27 protein-coding genes are annotated in these 15077 nt (G+C 46.7%); 25 read left to right on the top strand and 2 right to left on the bottom strand.

The features are described 5' to 3' along the window. The first annotated feature begins 53 nt into the window (after nucleotides 1-53). Complete coding sequence (locus tag DMB44_RS05520) at nucleotides 54-278, top strand: DUF3311 domain-containing protein (RefSeq protein WP_110641654.1); 225 nt, start codon at nucleotides 54-56, stop codon at nucleotides 276-278. Beyond that, entirely contained in the window at nucleotides 275-1756 is a 1482-nt protein-coding gene (locus tag DMB44_RS05515; RefSeq protein ID WP_110641653.1) for a sodium:solute symporter, read from the top strand. Before DMB44_RS05520 ends, DMB44_RS05515 begins: the two co-directional genes overlap by 4 nt. A 152-nt stretch (nucleotides 1757-1908) precedes the next feature. On the opposite strand, the gene DMB44_RS05510 is transcribed toward DMB44_RS05515, so the two are convergent. Continuing rightward, nucleotides 1909-3021 (bottom strand): mevalonate 3,5-bisphosphate decarboxylase, encoded by a 1113-nt coding sequence (locus tag DMB44_RS05510; protein ID WP_110641651.1) that lies wholly within the window; start codon nucleotides 3019-3021, stop codon nucleotides 1909-1911. A 413-nt stretch (nucleotides 3022-3434) separates the two neighbouring features. Between DMB44_RS05510 and DMB44_RS05505 the strand changes: the two genes are divergently transcribed. The 3 genes from DMB44_RS05505 (at nucleotide 3435) to DMB44_RS09340 (ending at nucleotide 5608) form a co-directional block, all read left to right on the top strand. Further along, the gene (locus DMB44_RS05505; RefSeq protein ID WP_110641649.1) at nucleotides 3435-4103 is read left to right on the top strand and encodes an SDR family oxidoreductase; all 669 of its coding nucleotides are present in this window, start codon (nucleotides 3435-3437) and stop codon (nucleotides 4101-4103) included. Further along, nucleotides 4096-5160, top strand: coding sequence for an S-adenosylmethionine:tRNA ribosyltransferase-isomerase (locus DMB44_RS05500; RefSeq protein WP_110641647.1), 1065 nt, complete (start codon nucleotides 4096-4098; stop codon nucleotides 5158-5160). Before DMB44_RS05505 ends, DMB44_RS05500 begins: the two co-directional genes overlap by 8 nt. Before the next feature lie 289 nt (nucleotides 5161-5449). Continuing rightward, complete coding sequence (locus DMB44_RS09340) at nucleotides 5450-5608, top strand: hypothetical protein (protein WP_153280172.1); 159 nt, start codon at nucleotides 5450-5452, stop codon at nucleotides 5606-5608. A 69-nt stretch (nucleotides 5609-5677) separates the two neighbouring features. Here DMB44_RS09340 and DMB44_RS09335 read toward each other — a convergent pair whose 3' ends face one another. Beyond that, nucleotides 5678-5842, bottom strand: a complete 165-nt coding sequence (locus DMB44_RS09335; RefSeq protein ID WP_153280171.1) for a hypothetical protein — start codon at nucleotides 5840-5842, stop codon at nucleotides 5678-5680. A gap of 88 nt (nucleotides 5843-5930) precedes the next feature. Here DMB44_RS09335 and DMB44_RS09330 point away from each other — a divergent pair, with 88 nt between their 5' ends. The 20 genes from DMB44_RS09330 to DMB44_RS05410 are packed head-to-tail and all read left to right on the top strand — an operon-like array spanning nucleotide 5931 to nucleotide 15077. After that, nucleotides 5931-6092, top strand: coding sequence for a hypothetical protein (locus DMB44_RS09330; RefSeq protein ID WP_153280170.1), 162 nt, complete (start codon nucleotides 5931-5933; stop codon nucleotides 6090-6092). Beyond that, nucleotides 6092-6334 (top strand): hypothetical protein, encoded by a 243-nt coding sequence (locus DMB44_RS05490; RefSeq protein ID WP_161952105.1) that lies wholly within the window; start codon nucleotides 6092-6094, stop codon nucleotides 6332-6334. The genes DMB44_RS09330 and DMB44_RS05490 overlap by 1 nt, the downstream gene beginning before the upstream one ends. Then, complete coding sequence (locus DMB44_RS05485) at nucleotides 6331-8385, top strand: minichromosome maintenance protein MCM (RefSeq protein ID WP_110641642.1); 2055 nt, start codon at nucleotides 6331-6333, stop codon at nucleotides 8383-8385. The genes DMB44_RS05490 and DMB44_RS05485 overlap by 4 nt, the downstream gene beginning before the upstream one ends. Further along, on the top strand, nucleotides 8382-8615 hold the full coding sequence (locus tag DMB44_RS05480; protein ID WP_110641640.1) for a hypothetical protein: 234 nt from the start codon (nucleotides 8382-8384) through the stop codon (nucleotides 8613-8615). The genes DMB44_RS05485 and DMB44_RS05480 overlap by 4 nt, the downstream gene beginning before the upstream one ends. Nucleotides 8616-8674: 59 nt before the next feature. Further along, nucleotides 8675-9004 (top strand): hypothetical protein, encoded by a 330-nt coding sequence (locus DMB44_RS05475; RefSeq protein ID WP_110641638.1) that lies wholly within the window; start codon nucleotides 8675-8677, stop codon nucleotides 9002-9004. After that, complete coding sequence (locus tag DMB44_RS05470; protein WP_110641636.1) at nucleotides 9001-9624, top strand: hypothetical protein; 624 nt, start codon at nucleotides 9001-9003, stop codon at nucleotides 9622-9624. Before DMB44_RS05475 ends, DMB44_RS05470 begins: the two co-directional genes overlap by 4 nt. A 21-nt stretch (nucleotides 9625-9645) precedes the next feature. Further along, nucleotides 9646-9876 carry a hypothetical protein gene (locus DMB44_RS05465; protein WP_110641634.1) on the top strand — a complete coding sequence of 77 codons (231 nt, stop codon included), beginning with the start codon at nucleotides 9646-9648 and terminating at the stop codon, nucleotides 9874-9876. Beyond that, on the top strand, nucleotides 9873-10091 hold the full coding sequence (locus DMB44_RS09325) for a hypothetical protein (RefSeq protein WP_153280169.1): 219 nt from the start codon (nucleotides 9873-9875) through the stop codon (nucleotides 10089-10091). The genes DMB44_RS05465 and DMB44_RS09325 overlap by 4 nt, the downstream gene beginning before the upstream one ends. Continuing rightward, a complete protein-coding gene (locus DMB44_RS05460; protein WP_110641632.1) occupies nucleotides 10088-11389 on the top strand; it encodes a site-specific DNA-methyltransferase in 1302 nt (433 codons plus the stop codon). The genes DMB44_RS09325 and DMB44_RS05460 overlap by 4 nt, the downstream gene beginning before the upstream one ends. After that, on the top strand, nucleotides 11386-11526 hold the full coding sequence (locus DMB44_RS09320) for a hypothetical protein (protein ID WP_153280168.1): 141 nt from the start codon (nucleotides 11386-11388) through the stop codon (nucleotides 11524-11526). Before DMB44_RS05460 ends, DMB44_RS09320 begins: the two co-directional genes overlap by 4 nt. Beyond that, on the top strand, nucleotides 11519-11788 hold the full coding sequence (locus DMB44_RS05455) for a hypothetical protein (RefSeq protein WP_153280167.1): 270 nt from the start codon (nucleotides 11519-11521) through the stop codon (nucleotides 11786-11788). Before DMB44_RS09320 ends, DMB44_RS05455 begins: the two co-directional genes overlap by 8 nt. Beyond that, nucleotides 11785-12126: a hypothetical protein gene (locus DMB44_RS05450; protein WP_110641628.1), complete on the top strand. Its 342-nt coding sequence runs from the start codon at nucleotides 11785-11787 to the stop codon at nucleotides 12124-12126. The genes DMB44_RS05455 and DMB44_RS05450 overlap by 4 nt, the downstream gene beginning before the upstream one ends. Beyond that, entirely contained in the window at nucleotides 12123-12374 is a 252-nt protein-coding gene (locus DMB44_RS05445; RefSeq protein ID WP_110641626.1) for a hypothetical protein, read from the top strand. The genes DMB44_RS05450 and DMB44_RS05445 overlap by 4 nt, the downstream gene beginning before the upstream one ends. Next, nucleotides 12367-12543 carry a hypothetical protein gene (locus tag DMB44_RS05440; protein WP_153280166.1) on the top strand — a complete coding sequence of 59 codons (177 nt, stop codon included), beginning with the start codon at nucleotides 12367-12369 and terminating at the stop codon, nucleotides 12541-12543. Before DMB44_RS05445 ends, DMB44_RS05440 begins: the two co-directional genes overlap by 8 nt. Next, nucleotides 12540-12746 carry a hypothetical protein gene (locus DMB44_RS05435; protein ID WP_110641622.1) on the top strand — a complete coding sequence of 69 codons (207 nt, stop codon included), beginning with the start codon at nucleotides 12540-12542 and terminating at the stop codon, nucleotides 12744-12746. Before DMB44_RS05440 ends, DMB44_RS05435 begins: the two co-directional genes overlap by 4 nt. After that, nucleotides 12743-13075 carry a hypothetical protein gene (locus DMB44_RS05430; protein WP_110641620.1) on the top strand — a complete coding sequence of 111 codons (333 nt, stop codon included), beginning with the start codon at nucleotides 12743-12745 and terminating at the stop codon, nucleotides 13073-13075. The genes DMB44_RS05435 and DMB44_RS05430 overlap by 4 nt, the downstream gene beginning before the upstream one ends. Beyond that, the gene (locus tag DMB44_RS05425) at nucleotides 13041-13484 is read left to right on the top strand and encodes a hypothetical protein (protein ID WP_110641618.1); all 444 of its coding nucleotides are present in this window, start codon (nucleotides 13041-13043) and stop codon (nucleotides 13482-13484) included. Before DMB44_RS05430 ends, DMB44_RS05425 begins: the two co-directional genes overlap by 35 nt. Then, nucleotides 13481-13843, top strand: a complete 363-nt coding sequence (locus DMB44_RS05420) for a hypothetical protein (RefSeq protein ID WP_110641617.1) — start codon at nucleotides 13481-13483, stop codon at nucleotides 13841-13843. The genes DMB44_RS05425 and DMB44_RS05420 overlap by 4 nt, the downstream gene beginning before the upstream one ends. A gap of 13 nt (nucleotides 13844-13856) precedes the next feature. Beyond that, nucleotides 13857-14195: a hypothetical protein gene (locus DMB44_RS05415; RefSeq protein ID WP_110641615.1), complete on the top strand. Its 339-nt coding sequence runs from the start codon at nucleotides 13857-13859 to the stop codon at nucleotides 14193-14195. Beyond that, nucleotides 14196-15077, top strand: coding sequence for a TFIIB-type zinc ribbon-containing protein (locus DMB44_RS05410; RefSeq protein WP_110641613.1), 882 nt, complete (start codon nucleotides 14196-14198; stop codon nucleotides 15075-15077).

The raw sequence follows: 15077 nt of genomic DNA, 5'->3' as shown, positions 1-15077 counted from the left end.
ATTATAATTAATTTAAAGGTAAAATTTATATCTTCATAATGATATGAAATATCATGTCTCTGAATTATGCCCGAAGAAATAGATTGATCCTGAAGTTGACGCTTCTGATGTTCATACCGTGGATTGCTCTCGTATTTGCAGCTCCGCTGTATAATAGATACTATCCAACCGTCGGGGGCTGGCCATTTCTGTATTTCTATCTCTTCATCTGGATATTCATTCAGCCGGTCATAACTTTCGTAGTTTACAAGTTCGTTGATAGGGAGGCGTGGCTATGAACTTTACTGTGCTCGATTATACCGTCTTCTTTCTAATCGTTCTTGCCGTGATAGTGGTTTCCTTCCTTGGAGCAAGATGGAGAAAGGCGGATCTGAGCAAGATAAGCGAATGGAGCATAGGTGGAAGGCGCTTTGGTTCGGTTATCGTTTGGTTCCTCATGGGTGGAGATATATACACAGCATATTCGCTCATATCAATTCCCGGCGGAGCATTCAGTGCAGGCGGTCTGATACTTTATGCAACCGTGTATGGCGCCATCTCCTATCCATTTCTTTATTTCGTCGCTCCGAGGCTCTATCTCATAGCAAAGAAGCACAATTTCATAACAGGTGCAGATTACGTCAACGCGAGATTCGATAGTCGTATTCTGAGCCTTCTTGTGGCTCTGACAGGCTTGCTGGCTATGTTACCGTATATAGCCTTACAGATAGTCGGAATAAAGTACGTGCTTGAGGCCATGAAATTCCCTGTACTTACAAGCTTCATAATAGCTTTCCTGATCGTAGCGGCTTTCACGATAGTGGCGGGTCTCAGAGGGCCTGCCCTTGGATCTGTGATCAAGGATGTCGTTCTGTGGGGAATCATACTGACAGTTCTAGTAGTCCTCTGGATGAAGTTCTCAGGCTTCGGGCCCGTCTTTTCTACGCTGGAAACTAGTGGAAAGAACGTGCTTATACCGGATAAGCTGATGCTTGGTTTCATAACGCTTGCATTTGGTAACGGTGTGGCTTGGCTTCTTTTCCCAAATCTGCTCACAGGCATATTCGGATCTAAAAGTGCGAGGATAATAAAGAAAAATTCAATCTTGCTACCGGTCTATCAGATCTGGCTGATGTTTCTTGCGATATTCGGTCTAGTCGCCCTTGCAGAGAACCTTGTGCCAAGCGGCGTATCCAGCCTTGCGTTTCCTTCAGTCCTGGCTACGTATTTTCCATCAACATTCGTCGTAATAGCTTTTTCCGGAATAATCATAGGGAGCATGGTGCCAGCATCATTGCAGGCGTTGGCCTCAGCGAATCTTATCACTAGAAATATATACCTTGAATTCTTCAATAAGAATGCGCCGGAATCTAGGCAGGTACTCATAGGCAGGATATTTGTCGTCGTCATGATATTTGCTTCGCTTCTCTTTGCCATAGTTCCTGCAGCATCTGGACTCATATTCTACCTTCTGACGATGTCATATGCATGGCTATTGCAGACGCTTCCCGCGATAATAATATCGATGTACTGGAAGAATCTTGATAAGTACAGTACCGGACTGGGCTGGGCTGCAGGCTTTGCCGTTGTTACCTGGGGTCTCTTTGATGTGCATTTCTCTTCTTCTCTTCTACCGACATTTGGATACATGTACGTTGGAATAATAGGTTTGGCAGTCAACCTTGCAGTCCTTCTGGTTGCCAGGGCCATAGTGGCTTCCCTAAATTACAGAAGCACCACAAAGCTTCAGCCAGGTGATTATGCCGATTTCGACTGATCCAAATAATTTCAAACTACTTATACCAATTTCTGGTTCTTTTATTTTTCAATATTTCCGTTCTGTAAGAATCTGATTTTGATAATATTTAAAATATCTTATAGCATATTTTTGGATTTTAAGTTCAGATTTTATATTATAGCCCAATAGGGCTATGTTATTTTTAGATTGAAAAAATAATCCTTAGCCTCCTTTTCAAAGGCTTTCATATCCCGCTTGTGTTCATTAAATTCATATGATCCTTCCAGATATTCATCTTCAACATTCTCCCTGAATTCGTCTATCAAAGATCTATCAAATGAGAAGATAGCAATGGATGGGCCTGTATCTGCGGTATAATAAAACCCATCGTTCTTTGATTTGAACTTCAGTATTTGATGCAGGAGCCTTATACTATCAGCAGTTTGAATGAGAAGGCCACCAGATAACAGAACAGAGTTCAGTCTAAGCATATCATTTTCGCCTATTCTCAGCAGATCTTTCATTTCAAAATTGTTCGAAATCAGCCGCTTTATATTGTTAAATTTTTCAGATACCCAATTTTCATAGAATATGGAATTCACGGCTATTTTGTGGGCATTATCTGTTGGAATATCGCTGGATTTTGGGAATATACCATAATATAGATCCTTTCTATTTTCCCCGACTTTGAATGCTGCGGAATCCCTCACATCTATCCCAGGATAAGAGAGCCAGATCGAGATCCCATCCTGTGCGGCTCTCGTTCCAGATCCGGATACAAGCCTTGCATATCTCGAAACAAAGACATTATCGCCCGCCGCTTCGTTTCCGAATGCATTGGATATTAAGGCTCTTGCCACAGACGCTGCCACCGCGGAGGATTCGCTTAGGCCCTTTGCGTTTGTATACTTCCTATACCTCTTGATGTAGAAATCGAAGGCCCCTTTGATATTATATTCCCTCTTGAAATGATCCAGAGCGAACCTAGCTTTATTATCATATTTTTTATCTCTAATTCCATCTAGGAGGACTGTATCTGTTGATCCATTATTTCTGTATCTGCAGGCAGTAAAACAGTAGGAAAAATTTGTTTGCATCGAAATGGACGGATTATAAGCTATCCTATTATCATTGTCGTAATATCCCAAGAATTTTTCAAAGGCCTTTATGGGATAAGCATATGAGAAGGTAATTCTACCATCATCCAATTCCGGATTATAATCTACAGGTACTTTGTAATAACCAGCATCATTGAGCATTCTTCTGATATCTTCGCCTGCCTCTCGAAGCTTATTTACGTTCATATGGGCTTATCTATACTTTTATAATATACTTTTAGAGCTGATCTATTATCGATTCCTTTGCAATATGTTGGTGCTTTAGACTTTTAAACATAAACCGTGATATTCAAGTAGAGCAATGTGCCATCATGCATTTGTTTAAGAGGGCTACGTTTGAATATATGGTATCCGGTGCAAAAATTGAAATACGCAACTAGAAGACATGAGCGCTATAAATGGCGCTTCCCATTATTGAATATATTGGAACATCATATTAATCTGAAATCTGAGTGCTATGGTTATCAGCAATTTGCTTCTTTGATTATCTATATTAACATCTCATAATTTTTGCGATAAGCAATGAATGTGTATATAATTCGTTAATTTATAAATTTTATAAACGCTATTATTTAATAATTTTCATTAATTGATAGATTATGAGCGCTGAAAAAAGTATAGTAATAACTGGTGGAACCTCTGGTCTTGGCTATGAAATTATGAATGCATTTTTGAATGCAGGATGGAATGTGGCTATATGTGGCAGAAGGAAAGCAGAAATAGAAAAGATAAGAAGTAAACGAAACGGTCAACTCATTGCCGAGATTTGCGATATCAGGATAGAGTCCTCCATATCTATATTTCTGAATAAAGTCAAGATGGAATATGGCGGGATATATGTTCTGATCCTTAATGCAGCAACAATAGGCCCTCTTCCCCTGCCAAAGGTAGAAGAACTTCGAATAGAGGATCTAAGAATGACCTTTGAAACGAACTTTTTCGGTAATTTTAATTTTCTGAAATATTCCATACCTCTGTTAAAAGATGGAGGCATTGTTGTTCATATCACCTCTGACGCTGCCACTGTACCCTATGCTGGCTGGAGTGCGTATTCATCATCAAAGGCGGCCTTCGACGCAATCATAAGAATTCTCAACGTGGAACTGACGGAAAGAAAGATCCAGGCGTTCTCCTATGATCCAGGCGATATGGACACAGAAATGCATCATATGGCCTTACCTGAGGACCGATCTCCACTTAAAAATCCAAAAGATGTCGCCGGTAAACTCTTGGATGAAGTAATGGAGAGGCTTGAGAGAAATGAATGAATTTTTTTCAGGCTACTTGCCGAGGCAAATGTATGGATACAGCAGGAGTGGCGCAAAGATGATGGTAGTGTTCAAAAATAGTATATTGAATTCAACTCTCCCCGATCTTCCAGACATGCTGGCTGAAGGAGATTTGCTCATCTTCAACAACAGTAAGATCATACCCTCAAGCCTCCAAGTATATTCACCTAAACTTCAGGAATATCTGACTGTAAATATAGGTACGGACAGACTTTCTAACTTATTTCTTCTGGAGATAAGGCCAAAGGGAACAGGATTTCGTATGACCGAGGGCGATGGGTTGGATCTGTTAGACAGTTCAGATTCAATAATACTTTTCAAGAGGCATCATCTGTTCCCTAGATATTGGTGGGCAAGGCTAAATAGAAACGATGATACAATTGACCATGTTATTGGTAATTATGGTCGATTTATCAGGTATGAGCATATACCATTTGACATTCCAGATATGTATTATGAAGGTCCGTTCTATAAGATACCAGGGAGTGTAGAGTTACCATCCGCTTCCTATTCATTCGATTCAAAAATAATAAAGAAACTTGTAGATAAAGGAATAAATATAGAAGAACTGACGCTTCATTGTAACCTTGGATCGCTTGAACCTTATGAATTTCTAAATGAACGTCGCCTTATGGAGGAGCGATTTTCTATTCCCATTAGAACTTTCAGGTCGCTGTTCGAAGCCAGAAAAAGGGGCAACAAGGTCATAGCTGTTGGTACAACAGTGGTCAGGGCATTGGAAACTATAGAAATGACCAGTGGCAAATTTAGGCTTAGCGAAATGTTGATGCAGGATGAGAATGATGAAGGAATGATATCAGGAACAACCAATGCATTTATAGACCAAAACCACAGGATTAGAATGGTGGACGGACTAATAACGGGAATGCATGAAAAAGAAGGTTCCCACATAATGATGCTTGAAGCATTTCAGGATGAGGAAATTATAAGGTTGATTTCAAAAAAGGCCAATGAATGGGGATATACGTATCATGAATTCGGGGATCTGTCTTTGATCTTTCTCGACAGGATATGATTTTCTTTCGAACAAGCGATCATAATGCTGATGATTGATATGGATAGCAGAAACACGATTATTTTAAGATGGTACGAATCCTGATGAGACATGCGAAGTTTGAGACGACCAAAGAGTACATTCAGGAATCTGTGGAAGACGCAATTTCTTCGGTTCGCAGGATAGACCTTGACTTTGGACCCACCGAAAAGATTGCGAACCCGAAGGATCATGAGCGCCCCGGACGGGCGTCGCTCAGCCTTACGCAACCCCCTGCATTTGCTTATAAATTTTATCCGGAGGTGGCCATATGGAGTCTCTCGTTCTGAGTCTTGTGCCAAAGGAGGTAGAGGAGGAGCTGCGAAGGCTCTACCCGGATCCCTCACCGATCATAGAAATATGGAATAGCACTCAAGTGAGGCCCCCATTCGATGCCGGCGAGATGGAGGATCTATTCTATGGTCTGTGAACTATTCCTTGCCGAAGCTTGGAGGAGTCTTCTCTTCCATGATTGCACCGTTGACGGTTTTTGCAAAAATTACTTGGAATCGCCGTATTTAGCCAAAAGCGCCTTTATCACGTCATCCATGGAGAGCTCTTCCTGCCTCTCGCCTTCCAGCCTGAACTTCAGCGCACGGAGCTTATCGTACGTCTCCCTCGAAACGCGTATCTGCGGGAACGGTGATGTTGATCGTGTTGTCATCGATGACAATGATGACATGTTCAGATTTAACAATTATGTCAATGTAAATTACTTCATCGACAAAAATAAATACGAGGAGGTGTTGTAGATGATGTCAAAGCAATCGACAAAGGGTGATATCATGCAGATAAGGGTAAAGGGGGACACGTACAGGCGTCTCCTCAGGATCAAAGGCAGGATCGAAGAGGAGCGCGGTCGTCCTGTGAGCTTCGATGATGCGGTCAGGAAGCTTCTTGAGGGGGTGGAATGATGCTGTCCTGGGATCAGATGGAGGTCCAGAGCATCCTGGACGCCTACGTCTTCGAGAACCACCCGATATTCCTAAGCGCCACGGACATGATAGTGATGGGATCTGTAGGCTACGACCTTCCAGCAGCTGAGGACGCGCTGCGCACATTCATGGAGAGGCATGAGGCGGATGTCTGCGAGGTCGGGAGGAACCCCTTGACGCTGAAGATCTACGGTTCATTCTACGGGAGGGGCAGGAGATGAACGATCCTACGATTTCATGGGACTACGCGAGGGAGTTCATGATGCGCTTCCTTGCGGACGGCAGGGAACACGACTGGCATGAAGCCTACCACCTCGATCTGAAGTGGATGAGAGGCGAGAAGGAGTTCGCGGTAAACTACAGGGCGCCGGCGAACGATGAGGTCGAGCAGCTCACCGCCGGGATGACCGACGAACAGCGCCAGAGGGTATACGATCATTACGCAGAGGAATTCGAGAGGGTGGCCTACGGCCGCATGATAGGAAGGATCTACGACTCCCTGATCGCCAGCCCGGAGAAGACGCTGGAGCTTCTGGATTCAGCCCTCTACGAATCCGTATACTCCAGGAGTGCGAACGCCCAGGGCGAGGACTGGCCTGACTTCGTGGTGCCCCACTTCATCATCAAGAACGCGGACGATTTCTTCATACACATAAGCGATCTGGCCCTCGAGAAGCACAGGGACAGGCTCGTTCAGATCAGGGGGTGGATACGCTACATATCGGATACGCCCATGGAAGAGGTCACATCGCATGTCTTCAAGTGCCTCTCCTGCGAGGCCACCTTCGACCTCCCGGTCATAGACGCTTCGTTTGTGAGGCAGTGCCCTGAGTGCAAGAGAAAGGGGCCGTTCGTCGAGATGCGGAAGGCTGAGATGAAGAAGTTCCAGGAGGCCATCATAACGGAGAACTACGAGGACGTGGGCACCACGCCGATATCCCTGAGGGTGATCTTCAGCAACGCCACGCTCAACAAATTTGCCGTCGGCGACCGCGTCATCGTGATCGGCATACTGAGGCAGAAGCAGGTCGAGAGGAAGGACAAGAGCGTCTACGTGACGCAGGTCCTGGAGGCGATCAGCGGGGAGAAGGAGGACGTGGAGGACATATCGATAACGGAAGATGACGTAAAGCGCATAGAGGCGATCGCCAAGGGCGACGCTCTGGAGGCACTTGCAAAGATGTACGCCCCGGAGATCGTCGGCCTGGACACGGTGAAGAAGGCGATCGTGCTGCAGGCCGTCGGCGGCGTAGAGCACAGGGAATCGATGACAAAGATCAGGGGCAACATACACATTCTGCTGATAGGAGATCCGGGGCTTGGAAAGACCCAGCTCCTCATGGCGAACAGGCACTTGGCCCCGAAATCCCTCTTCGTCTCAGAGGCGTCCGCAGCAGGCCTCACAGCTGCCGTTGTAGACGTGGACGGGAAGAAGGTGATGCAGGCCGGCGTCCTGGTGCTTGCCAACGGCGGGGTCGCGTGCATCGACGAGTTCGACAAGATGAAGAAGGAGGACCGCGACGCGATGCACACGGCGATGGAGCAGGGCGTGATCGAGAAGAGCAAGGCGGGCCTCCGCGGTTCTTTCAAAGCCGATACGTCCATACTCGCAGCTGCGAATCCGAAGTACCACAGGTTCGACACTTCGAGGTCGATAGCGGACCAGATCGGGCTTGAGGACACCATACTGAACCGGTTCGATCTGATATTCTTCTTCGTGGATCAGAAGAAGACCAGGGACGTCGAATACGAGAAGGCGGCCAGGGTCATATCCAAGCCGGGCGTGCAGGACGACGGTTTTCTGAGGAAGTACATCGCCTACGCCAAGAAGATCAGGCCTGTTCTGACCGACGAGATCGCGGCGAAGATCGCTGACTTCTACGCCCAGACAAGGTCGTCGAACACCGAGATAGCCGTCAATTTCCGATCGCTGGAGGCTATGAAGAGGATCTGCGAGGCCTCCGCAAAGATCAGGCTCTCAGACAAGGTCGAGGATGCGGACGTCGAGGTAATGCAGTCGATATACCAGGCCTATCTCTCCGGCATAAACTACGACATGGACACGCTGTCCGGAATCACAAGGAAGATCAGGAGCCTGATCGACGAGATCTCAGACATACTGCGGGCAAGGGGGAAGGTGAGCATGGAGGAGCTGAAGACGCTGATCCCGTCCTTCACGGAGGGCCAGATCAGGGATGCCGTGGACAAGATGAAGATGAAGGGCGACGTGTACGAGCCAAGAGACGGCGTGATTCAGGGGGTGCAGCTATGAACAGCGGAAGACCAGAATATGATTGCACGGCGCAGCCGTTCTATGTAGATAAAAGTGAATTTAACAGTGCTGTGAAATTCCCATCACCCTCCAACGGCTTTTTCATACAGAACGGCTATAGAACTGGCTCCGCAATTAAAAATGAATTTCACACTATTGTGATATCGATCGAATTTCACAATAGTGTGAAATTCTTGGAAGCCCGAAAATACGGCTTTAAAAAATTTTGATTTAATTAATTAGTTGCAACTATTGCATGTAATTAATTCAAATAAAGGGGGTAAAAAGAATGGAAAATGGAAAAGAGATCAGGATTGAGAAGCAGGAAAAGTACCACGCTCTAGAGAGGAGAAGGCCTGGAAGGCCTAAGAAGTTGAAACCAGTAGGAGAAGAGCTAGTCCATGTCGGTGCTTACATCACGGCAAGTCAGAAGGCAAAACTTGATGCTCTCGGCATAAGCCTCACCGATCTGATACGTAATGCAATAGACGCGCTCACTTCGTCTAATATTGAGTTGGAGAAAAAGAAGATCCAGGAACAAATACAGATGCTCGAGCTGGAATTAGCGAAGCTCAGGATCCAGCTTGATGAGATAGAAAGGAGGGAGCAGGGCAAATGAACATTCCTGAGAGGAGAAGGCCTGGAAGACCAAGGCAGGCTAAGCCTGCTGGTGAACAGTTGACCCAGATCAGCGTTTATATAACGGCGAATCAAAAAGCGAAGCTCGAAGCTCTCGGCATAAGCCCTACGGATCTTTTAAGAAATGCTATAGACGCTCTCACTTCGTCTAAGATTGAGCTAGAGGAAAGGAAGATCCAGGAGGAGATCCAGAAGCATGAGCTTGAAACGGCGAAGCTCAGGATCCAGCTTAATGAGATAGAACAGAAGAAGGCAAGGCAGAAAGAGCTGGAGAAGGCCATGCGCGTTCAGGAGAGGATGCCTGCCGTGGCGCTCAGGCTTCTGATACAGGACGTGAGAAGGCTCACGCCCAACGAGAAGAAGCTATCCGACCCTGACGGGATAGCGCGCAGGTACGGCATCGCGCTTGACATAGAAAAATTCAACAGCGATTTTCTCGGCTATGCTGCGGACGTCCTCGCAGGCAATGAGGAGGCGGTGGCCAAAGAGGTAGGCGTCAGGATAGTGGATTCAGATCCGGTGCTGGGCGATAAGATCCGTGCGTTCGCGGAAAAGGAGATCCTGAGGGAGATCGATGGGGAACGAATGCAAAGATCTTGATTCCCAACTAGGGGTGATATCTTGAATTCGGACAGGATATTCAGGGATCTGAAGGCGCACACCGGCGAGTGGGTCGAGGTACGCTGCCGGCTCAGGGGCGGGCAGATCATATGTAGATCCGGCATTCTGGCTCACGTCTACAAAAACGCCAAACTCGAAAGGCCGAATGGCAAGGAGTGGCGGATTCCAGTTTCTTCGATCATTTCGTTCAGACCTTTGAGCGTTGCGGAAGGGGAGGCGATTGAAGAATGACGGCTCGATGGTTGCCTTCCTATTCTGCATGGCTGAAATCAACCTATGGCGAAGACCCAATGGGTACTTACAGAACGGTGGTTCACTACAACGTTGACGGCCGCGCCCTTTGCAATAAAAACATAAGGCTGGTAGACGAAAAACTTGGATCTGACTATGTGAAATGCGGGAAATGCTCGAAAAAACTTGAGCGACTTGGGGTGGTTGAAGAATGAAGCTAATAAATAGCAATGCAATCGACGCTCTGAGAAGCCTTCCAGATGAAAGCGTGGACTGTGTTATTACAAGCCCTCCATACTACGGCCTTCGGTCATATAAGGGAGCAGATACGGTGTGGGATAGGGAACCTAATTGCGAACATGATTGGATTTCTTATAAGGATTACAAAGACAACTTAAGGTTCAGAGACCCTAACCATATAGCATCTGTTGGTAATCAAAGAAATGAAGAAATATTTGATAAACCAGATATTACCAGTGCAATCTGCTCAAAATGCGGTTCCTGGAAAGGTCAGTTAGGTCTTGAGCCAACCTACCAGATGTACATCGAACATTTGATGATGATCACTAAAGAAATAAAGCGCGTCCTCAAGAAGACAGGAACGGTGTTCTGGAATATGGGAGATTCGTATGCAGGAAATATGGGCAGGAGGTCTGGCTGGGCCGATCATAAATTGGCGCACACGGATGAGGAAGGCAGAGAAAAGGGTATAGCCATAGTTCTTAAGGCGGATTATGGGAATATTCGAGAGAAATCCCTCATGATGATCCCAGAACGCTTTGCCATTGCTATGATTGATGATGGCTGGATACTTAGGAATAAGATTGTGTGGCGTAAAGTGAACGGCCTTCCATCTTCAGTAAAAGACAGGTTCTCAAATAAATGGGAATATGTGTTCTTCTTCACAAAGAGCAAGAAATACTACTTTGATTTGGATTCTGTGAGAAAGCCATTAGCAGACCCAAATAGATCGCTAAGGGCTGTATCTGGAGGAAACAAGTATAATACAGTAGGGAAAGGTATAAACCCAGGCATAAACAAACCCAGACCAAACATAAGGCAAAAATATGAGCAAAATAGTTCGTGTGGGGGGAAGCACGGTGGCTCTATCCGTGGCAATCCAAAAGGAGCTAACCCCGGGGATGTGATTGAAGCATCTGCTAATGCTGATGGCGAAGACTTTCTGAGTATACCTACTATCCCCCATAAAGAAGCTCATTTTGCAATATACCCAGAAACGCTTGTAGCTCCATTGATAGAGGCAGGTTGTCCAAAGGGAGGTATAGTGCTTGATCCATTTGCTGGTTCAGGAACAACTGGCGTAGTCGCACAGATTTTGGGCAGGGACAGCATACTGATAGAGATATCATCAGAATACTGCGAGATAATAGAGGAGAGGTTTAAGCCGGAGAATATTCAGCCTGTGGCAGTGAAGCTGATTAAACAGAGAAGTTCTAGAAAACTGAAAAACCCCCAGAAAACTGATGAAACTGGAGAGGTGATTGAAGAATGAAATGCAAGAATTGTGGCGAAGAGATTTTGCTTTTCAAGGGAAAGAAATGGATCCATGATTTCAGTGGCAGTGTGAATTGCAGTCCAAGGAGGGGCTCCACTAAGGCAGAACCAGAAGAGGGGGTTGAGCATGACTAAAGGAGAGATATTCGCGAAAAATGTGGGTAAAACCATTGATTTTTGGATGGCAGAGGATACGGAGGATGCCGATTACGCTTATGAAGGAAAAATCATGGGCGCTGACAGATACTGGCTCCGCCTGATGTTGCCTGACGGAAATGAGCATTATTTCAACATCGACCGCATAATCGAATTTTTCTTTGTCGGTTCAGAGTCCGAAAAGAGCGTCCTTGAAGTGAAAGTCAAGCCTGGGCAGAGCGATGCAGGGGTGGAAGAATGAAGATAGGCAGCTCATGGACCACAACTTCAGCGGCAAACGGTCTATCGCACATGAACAAATGGGAATTTGATTTCTTCAATCTCGGGCTCCTGATAATACTCGGCATAATCGCGTGGGAGCTCGCACGGAAGGGCATCGCAGTGCCGTCCTTGGTATGGATTCTCATTGAAATACTGCTGGCGCTCTATATTGCCGGCCTGATAGTCTCATTTTTTGTGACGGCTCTCAGCTGGAGGCGACTGAAATCATTCCATTCTTTTCAGGATGATATTCCATACGTATCTCCTAGCAGGGGGCAAGAAGGTGTTGGAAAAATGAATGGAAAGGTGAAGAAATGAATAGAAGGAAGGGTGAAGGAATGAACATAGAGAAGATGGATCTAGAGGAGATGGATCAAGCGATGGAGGAATTCCAGAAGAGCTACAAGGAGATAATGGAAATGTTGAAGGATTGCGAGACTCGCAAGGTGGCAGAATTTGTTGTGGTCTTTTTGATCATGACAAAGAAGCACTCAAATGAGCTGTACAACGCCATCATGAATCTGGCAAGCATGCTCAAATTCTCCGGTGGTGATGAAAATGAATAAAAACGAGTTCACGAGAGGATCCCAGGAGCTTCTCATGATTGCGGCTTTTGCCGTTTCCATCGTCGTGATGGCAAAGGCAATACAGCTCGGCAGAGCAGGCATTCTGGGGGTTGTGGCTAGCGCTATGATGGCTCTTTCTCTCTTTGGATTGAAGAAGGCGAGGGCATGATCAGAGTTGCAACAGACTATCAAATTGACGACATACCTGTTGGAACATGGGGAACTGTGGTAGACACAGACATGAACGACATGGGGGACATCACAGCATACCTGGTGCAGTGGGATATCCCAGTGCCGCCAGGGGCAGAACCGCGGACGACATGGTTCACGGCCGACGAATTTACCACAATACTGGAGGTGTTCGAGCGATGAGAGCATATACAGCAAAGGTCGATGATTTTTTAGCCCAATTTGTAGGCAGAGATGCGGTCGTTTTCTTGGACTCAACTTCTAGGTACTTCTTTGTAGACGAATTTTATTATAAGCTCAACAGTCCAGAGAACGTTTTTATGATTTTTTCAAAGGATAAAGCAGTCGGCGGAATTTTTTCTCCGCACAGCTTCGGGCTGAAGGTGGCAAACATCAGCAAAAGGGACAGCCTGTTCGGAAAGCGCTTTTGGATCGATGACATCGATTTCGATACGGGAGACTGCGCGGTGGTGGAGTATGGAGGAAATGACGATGAATCGATCCGATCTTGAGAGGAAGGCCATCAAGCAGCTCGAACTCGAAGGCTACGTGTGCGAGAGGGCGTCCAACAAAGCCGTCTTCGTACCGAACAAGGGCTATGTCGCAAGGCGCTTCGACTTCTTCCATGTCGTCGATATCATCGCCCTGCAAAAATCTGACGTCCGCTTCATACAGGTGACCAGCGAGAACGCTTCGCCGAACTCCAGACACCATTCGTCATCGGGGTCCGATTCGGTCTATAAACATCGGAAGAAGATAGAGCAGTACTGGAAATTCACAGTTCCAGTAGAGCTCTGGATCTATTCTAAGAAAGGGGGGCGGTGGGTCCTATCCGTCCTGAGCTATACCCCGGAACTCGGCTGGGGCAGGCGTTTCGATCCTGCGGAAAGTGAAAGCATGGAGGTTGAGGCGGTAAAATGAATGCAGAAAATATCGATACTTCAGTATCAAATTTCAAACAGAGCCCCAGAGAAGCGCAGTATAGAAATATCACAATACTTGGTATGCGTTTCGAGATTGCGAAGCCTGTATTTTCAAGGCTTTCGAGGAAATGGGCGGAAGTGCTGCACATGGCATCGATGATCGTTTTGATCCTCACGACCCTGGCCAGCGCCCTCATCGTCATCAAGATCCTGTCCGTGTTCATAGACAGCGTCCCCGTCATGACGGTGCTTTCTCTGCTCTCGGAGCTGCTCATTCTTTCCCTTTCCGCTTCGGTTTTCAGCGCTCTGCTGGAGGAGCACAGGTGGAATTTTGGCGGGAAGAGCGCCATGGAATAGATGGAGGTAAGAAATGGAGGAAGGAAAAAAGAAGAGATGTGCAAGGTGCGGGGTTGTGCTCACGGAGTACAACGCCTCGCTGGAGAATCTGAAAAAGGACGGCGGGCTCTGCAGGGACTGCGTCAAGGAGCAGCGCATGTTCGGCACGTTCTACGTCAAGCCGGACGACACGGAGCTCTTGAAGAACCGCAGAAGAAGAAAGAAGGAGGAGGAGAACTACTTCTACTACCTGAAGCGCAGGATCTACAACAAAAATTGGCTTCAGAAGCGCAGGAAATACGTCTTCGGCATGTCCGATGAGGAGTTCCTGAACTTCATCGATCCATACCTGGAAGAAGAGGAGGGGAAATAGATGTACGTCAGCGGTCCAGAGGAGCAGAACGTTCAGAGATGTCCGGAATGCGGTTCCACACGCATTTTTTACGATTCAATTAGGGCAGAGGCCGTATGCTCCAATTGCGGTGCGGTGATATCCTCCCAGCTGGATATAGCCATGTCTGCGGTAAACCGGGGCCAGTTGTGGCGTACAGAGGATCATTATATTGGAAATTCAATGACATTTTTCAATAACAAGAGAGATGCCTTGGGCAAGCCGCTTTCCCATAAGGCCAAGTACAAGTATTCCAGGCTGAAGTTCCTCGATTCAATCTATGCAGGTTCGGCAAACAGGAGGCTTGGCCATGTCATCAACGATACATACAGGCTGGCGAAGAGCATCGGTCTGCCGGATGCGGTAGTGCGCGAAGCCATCCTCATGTACAAAAGGAACAGCATGAACATGACGCAGAACACCTCGCTCTTTGCAAAGATCAGCGCTACGCTCTACGTCGCGCTCAGGAACTATGGTTATGCGATGCCGGTGCGTGAGGCCTATCAGCTGTTCGGGCTCAACAGGCGCATTTACAGATCCATCTTCAACAAGACAATCAAGATGTATGCAAAGACCAGCGGCAATCTGAACTACACTGCAGCCCATCCCAGGGAATATGTGGTGTATGCTGCTTCCCTTCTGTCTATGGACCACAGCGCAAGATCAACCGCCCTGCGCTTCGTTGAGATCAAGGATTACATCAAGAGCGGCTCTCCGGCATCGCTAGCCGGAGCTGCAGTCTACATAGCAGCAAGGAAGGCAGGCTTGCATATATCTCAGAACGAGATAGCCCGCATAGTCGGCGCCTCCGAGTCAAGCATCAGGAACCAGTCAAAAAGGCTCGTAGCCATAGTCGGTGTCTAG

The sequence above is a fragment of the Thermoplasma sp. Kam2015 genome (assembly GCF_003205235.1).
In the GTDB taxonomy this organism is placed as follows: domain Archaea; phylum Thermoplasmatota; class Thermoplasmata; order Thermoplasmatales; family Thermoplasmataceae; genus Thermoplasma.
The sequence above is the reverse complement of the archived record's forward strand: the minus strand, read 5'-3'. Positions and strand labels throughout refer to the sequence as shown.

What these genes read in the sequence shown, in the direction of transcription:
- DMB44_RS05520 (WP_110641654.1), top strand. Translation starts at nt 54, where the DNA reads ATGTCTCTGAATTATGCCCGAAGAAATAGATTGATCCTGAAGTTGACG.
- DMB44_RS05515 (WP_110641653.1), top strand. Translation starts at nt 275, where the DNA reads ATGAACTTTACTGTGCTCGATTATACCGTCTTCTTTCTAATCGTTCTT.
- DMB44_RS05510 (WP_110641651.1), bottom strand. Translation starts at nt 3,021, where the DNA reads ATGAACGTAAATAAGCTTCGAGAGGCAGGCGAAGATATCAGAAGAATG.
- DMB44_RS05505 (WP_110641649.1), top strand. Translation starts at nt 3,435, where the DNA reads ATGAGCGCTGAAAAAAGTATAGTAATAACTGGTGGAACCTCTGGTCTT.
- DMB44_RS05500 (WP_110641647.1), top strand. Translation starts at nt 4,096, where the DNA reads ATGAATGAATTTTTTTCAGGCTACTTGCCGAGGCAAATGTATGGATAC.
- DMB44_RS09340 (WP_153280172.1), top strand. Translation starts at nt 5,450, where the DNA reads ATGGAGTCTCTCGTTCTGAGTCTTGTGCCAAAGGAGGTAGAGGAGGAG.
- DMB44_RS09335 (WP_153280171.1), bottom strand. Translation starts at nt 5,842, where the DNA reads ATGACAACACGATCAACATCACCGTTCCCGCAGATACGCGTTTCGAGG.
- DMB44_RS09330 (WP_153280170.1), top strand. Translation starts at nt 5,931, where the DNA reads ATGATGTCAAAGCAATCGACAAAGGGTGATATCATGCAGATAAGGGTA.
- DMB44_RS05490 (WP_161952105.1), top strand. Translation starts at nt 6,092, where the DNA reads ATGCTGTCCTGGGATCAGATGGAGGTCCAGAGCATCCTGGACGCCTAC.
- DMB44_RS05485 (WP_110641642.1), top strand. Translation starts at nt 6,331, where the DNA reads ATGAACGATCCTACGATTTCATGGGACTACGCGAGGGAGTTCATGATG.
- DMB44_RS05480 (WP_110641640.1), top strand. Translation starts at nt 8,382, where the DNA reads ATGAACAGCGGAAGACCAGAATATGATTGCACGGCGCAGCCGTTCTAT.
- DMB44_RS05475 (WP_110641638.1), top strand. Translation starts at nt 8,675, where the DNA reads ATGGAAAATGGAAAAGAGATCAGGATTGAGAAGCAGGAAAAGTACCAC.
- DMB44_RS05470 (WP_110641636.1), top strand. Translation starts at nt 9,001, where the DNA reads ATGAACATTCCTGAGAGGAGAAGGCCTGGAAGACCAAGGCAGGCTAAG.
- DMB44_RS09325 (WP_153280169.1), top strand. Translation starts at nt 9,873, where the DNA reads ATGACGGCTCGATGGTTGCCTTCCTATTCTGCATGGCTGAAATCAACC.
- DMB44_RS05460 (WP_110641632.1), top strand. Translation starts at nt 10,088, where the DNA reads ATGAAGCTAATAAATAGCAATGCAATCGACGCTCTGAGAAGCCTTCCA.
- DMB44_RS09320 (WP_153280168.1), top strand. Translation starts at nt 11,386, where the DNA reads ATGAAATGCAAGAATTGTGGCGAAGAGATTTTGCTTTTCAAGGGAAAG.
- DMB44_RS05455 (WP_153280167.1), top strand. Translation starts at nt 11,519, where the DNA reads ATGACTAAAGGAGAGATATTCGCGAAAAATGTGGGTAAAACCATTGAT.
- DMB44_RS05450 (WP_110641628.1), top strand. Translation starts at nt 11,785, where the DNA reads ATGAAGATAGGCAGCTCATGGACCACAACTTCAGCGGCAAACGGTCTA.
- DMB44_RS05445 (WP_110641626.1), top strand. Translation starts at nt 12,123, where the DNA reads ATGAATAGAAGGAAGGGTGAAGGAATGAACATAGAGAAGATGGATCTA.
- DMB44_RS05440 (WP_153280166.1), top strand. Translation starts at nt 12,367, where the DNA reads ATGAATAAAAACGAGTTCACGAGAGGATCCCAGGAGCTTCTCATGATT.
- DMB44_RS05435 (WP_110641622.1), top strand. Translation starts at nt 12,540, where the DNA reads ATGATCAGAGTTGCAACAGACTATCAAATTGACGACATACCTGTTGGA.
- DMB44_RS05430 (WP_110641620.1), top strand. Translation starts at nt 12,743, where the DNA reads ATGAGAGCATATACAGCAAAGGTCGATGATTTTTTAGCCCAATTTGTA.
- DMB44_RS05425 (WP_110641618.1), top strand. Translation starts at nt 13,041, where the DNA reads ATGGAGGAAATGACGATGAATCGATCCGATCTTGAGAGGAAGGCCATC.
- DMB44_RS05420 (WP_110641617.1), top strand. Translation starts at nt 13,481, where the DNA reads ATGAATGCAGAAAATATCGATACTTCAGTATCAAATTTCAAACAGAGC.
- DMB44_RS05415 (WP_110641615.1), top strand. Translation starts at nt 13,857, where the DNA reads ATGGAGGAAGGAAAAAAGAAGAGATGTGCAAGGTGCGGGGTTGTGCTC.
- DMB44_RS05410 (WP_110641613.1), top strand. Translation starts at nt 14,196, where the DNA reads ATGTACGTCAGCGGTCCAGAGGAGCAGAACGTTCAGAGATGTCCGGAA.